Source organism: Bacillus sp. 220_BSPC (assembly GCF_001054655.1).
Lineage (GTDB): Bacteria > Bacillota > Bacilli > Bacillales > DSM-1321 > Peribacillus > Peribacillus frigoritolerans.
Genome location: NZ_JVPL01000236.1, coordinates 1 through 3,444 on the forward strand (window position 1 = coordinate 1; position 3,444 = coordinate 3,444).

Sequence of the window (3,444 nt, forward strand, 5' to 3'; positions counted from 1 at the left end):
GTTTTCAAATACTTTGATATTACCTGAGTATTTTCCATTCTTTCTCCCCCTTAATATATTAGAGAATCTTTTCACACTCATAGATTGAAGTTATCAAAGTTGCATACCTTTTAAAGTTTACCTCTTTCTACTAAACTTACCAAAGCTTCCATACATCCATTTTATCCAAAAGTTTCAATAGTGTCAATATTCAAAATATTAATTTATTTAATAATAAAAAAAACCATGATTACCTTAATGATAATTCATGGTTTTTGATAAATTTTCGTCTTAATAATTATGGCTTCATACCTTTTAGAACTTTATCCAGACTCATTACATCTGCATATCTTGCGTTTAAGTCTATTAACGTTGAGTTCTGTAAGGTTTGATTACGATCACCTACAGTCTCTTTAGGGATAATAACTCTGTAGCCTTTTTGAAGGGCTTCAACCGCAGTTGCTCTTATACTTCCACTTGTTGTAGCTCCAGCCAATATTATTGTATCAATTCCTTGTCTTTTCAAAAAAGCATCTACCTGATTGTCATATAAGCTAGTAATATATACTGAATGATTGATCATATCATAGGGATATTCACTTAGAGCGGGATGAATGTTAACCCAAGTACTTTCACGGTCTAAAATCTGAAGTAACGGAAATTTCCCACTCCATAATCTAGATACCAAATTGTCTGATTTATATATGGTGATACTAAAGATAATCGGTATTTTTTGTAAAAGAGCCTCTTCTATAAGTTGTTGTGTAGCAGAAATTTGATTTTCCAGTTTAATAGATAATTGAGAGTGTGGGTCAGTAAAAGCTATAGTTAAATCACGAATTAAAACAGCAGGTTTTTCACCAAATCCAATTTGTTCTGAAAATCCTTGATTGGAGTAAAGTTGCTGTATATCATCTTGAATATACCTTCTTTGACCTCCAGGAGTATATATAACCTTTAAACCATACTCTTCAATATTTCCATTCTTCTCTAACCGCCGTAATGTACTGGGTGAAACTCCCAATAACTTTGCAGCATCTGATATATTTAAAAGATTTTCATACATATTTATTCCTCTTTTCACAGAATTCAATATAAATATATAAAAAGTTACTAAAGTTACAAATGTTTATCCAATCCTCTTAAACTTACCATTTATTATAAGGCTTTTTTATTCGTAATTATATCCTTTGAGGCTAATTTTCATGATAATACTTCTTTCTGACTATTAAAACCCTCCACTCAGAAGAACCAAAGGGAAAAAATATATTCATTAAAGCATACTCGATGCCTATATAAAGAAAAAAAGGATGTTTTTTTCCTTTCGCGTCCTAACTTTATTACTTCATTTATTTCTACTATCAGGCAAAGGGGAAATTTCCCCTTTGCTATTCTGAATTGAACCCCAATTGTTAGACACCATTTAACAATTGGAAGAGAAAGGATGTAATATTCCTTTAATGCTTGTTATGAATGGCTCATTGGGAAAGTCTGATAAGTACACCATTATTTTGTCCCCAGGCAAGGGCACCAAAAAAAAGGATAGCTGTAAAATAAGTACTATCCTTTGGTGTGTATTGTTATCATCGACTTTCTTATCTAAAATATTCCTCAAAGCTCAATAAGATGGCCTTCATGACCTGCCTTTTTAACCACGTATACGAACATAAGTTCTTTCATAAGTGAGAAACTATCAAATTCGATAAACGCGGAAAAAAGTAAAAATACATGTATTTTCTTAGTATTGAAGTATAGGGAGAATAAAAAGTAACTTATACGGTTGACTTAAAAAGGTTTATCCTGAGGAAACTAATTTAAAATAACTTTCAAATAATCTTAAATGCAGTTAGAGGAAAATCTACCCGGATATTAAGCAGCTTTTTAGCCTTTTAACGATTATCGTGGATACACCATTCTGATAAATTTTCCGTAAGTTTTTTTCCGAAAACCCTTGTTTATCTGCGGCTTCCTTAATCAAATCTATCTCATAATACATAGCTTCAGAGAGTATCCTATCGTCAATATTGCCATTAATCTCAACAAAAAAAAAAAAACAGCTAAAAAAGAAGATAACTGTTCGTATACAGACAAAAAAAACACTCTCTCTATCAAATCTAGTTTTATATAAACAATAAAAAAGGCATTTCTTCTTTACCCTGTTCCAGTATTGGCCCCACCTAATAGCAACCGTTTATTTTCATACGGTTGCTATTTTTTATCGCTATTAATGGTTTTTGTCGTAGTACTGTCTCCTCTAGACTTTCCCTGGGGGTTGGTTTTTATTATCGTGACCCTTTGAATCGCAGATTTCTGTAATTCGGGAATATACATATGAAACTCCCCCAAAGCAAAGTTTTCCCCATGTACTTTGCCTTCAACTTTGGGAGTTATTGAACTTTTAGGAATAATACTCAGGTTTTGAGGGATATTACTGATACCCTAACGTTTCTTAATACGCACTTGTACCAACCATTTGGTGCAGGGGTCTAAAAGTCACCTGCACAAATCTTTATCGAACATGGATTTGATTTAGAGATTATTGGATCGGATAAGTCAAAAGGCTGCTTAAAACGATGGAGAAAAATTATTGAACAATATGGGGAGGATGGCTTCTATACGGAGCGTCGTGGGAAAGGCAGTGGAGGAAGACCAAAATCCAAGTCGGATACACAGGAGAATCCGTTAAAGAAAGCAGAGGCTCGTATTAAATATTTAGAGGCAGAACTTGAATTCCTAAAAAAGCTAGACGAACTAGAAAGGCAGGCATTGAAGAAGAAAAAATAACAAAGAGTGAAACATTCATGTTAATTGAACAAATCATTCGTAGATATAGTCTTACGAATATGTTTTCATATTTTTGTGAAATGGCAGAAGTTAGCTGCAGTGGATATTATGCTTGGCAACAGGCTGAAAGCATTCGATTTACTCTCGAAGAGAAAGATTGGCAGGATTATGAACTCATTCATAAAGTATTTGAGGGAAAGAAGAAGAAGGCTGACGCCCTCACCATCAAAATGATTGTAGAGAACGACTTTTTTGTCACGATGAACCATAAAAAGATTCGGCGTTTTATGAATAAGTTCAACCTGAAGGCAAGAATTCGCCAAGCGAATCCCTATAAGAAAATGGCTAAAGCCACCCATGAGCATAAAGTCGTTCCAAACCTCTTAAACAGGAAATTTAACCAAGGAGAACCTAGGAAAACTTTTCTTACGGATATCACTTACGTCTATTGGGGTTCTGGACAGCCAGCTTATCTTTCTTGTGTCAAAAACGCTGTTACACGGGAAATCGTTGCCTATCACTTATCCAGAAGCCTCAAGATGACATCGTCTATCGGACATTGGAAAAACTCGCCGATTCACTAGATGAACTGCTTCATCCTGAAGCGATGATTCATTCAGATCAAGGCGTTCATTATACACACCCTGAGTTTCAACGGCGAGTAAAGAAACTAGGACTCAT

At 34.3% G+C, this 3,444-nt stretch carries 2 protein-coding genes; one reads left to right on the forward strand and one right to left on the reverse strand.

Annotated features, from left to right (window positions below):
- Window positions 1–277: 277 nt before the first annotated feature.
- Window positions 278–1,045, reverse strand: coding sequence for an isochorismatase family protein (locus ADA55_RS18370; protein WP_048686530.1), 768 nt, complete (start codon window positions 1,043–1,045; stop codon window positions 278–280).
- Between the two features lie 1,735 nt (window positions 1,046–2,780).
- On the opposite strand from ADA55_RS18370, the gene ADA55_RS18375 reads away from it, so the two are divergent.
- On the forward strand, window positions 2,781–3,347 hold the full coding sequence (locus tag ADA55_RS18375) for an IS3 family transposase (protein ID WP_053087426.1): 567 nt from the start codon (window positions 2,781–2,783) through the stop codon (window positions 3,345–3,347).
- The last annotated feature ends 97 nt before the right edge of the window (window positions 3,348–3,444 follow it).

Excerpts from the sequence above, each read along its gene's own strand:
- ADA55_RS18370 (WP_048686530.1), bottom strand. The coding sequence starts at position 1,045 with ATGTATGAAAATCTTTTAAATATATCAGATGCTGCAAAGTTATTGGGA.
- ADA55_RS18375 (WP_053087426.1), top strand. The coding sequence starts at position 2,781 with ATGTTAATTGAACAAATCATTCGTAGATATAGTCTTACGAATATGTTT.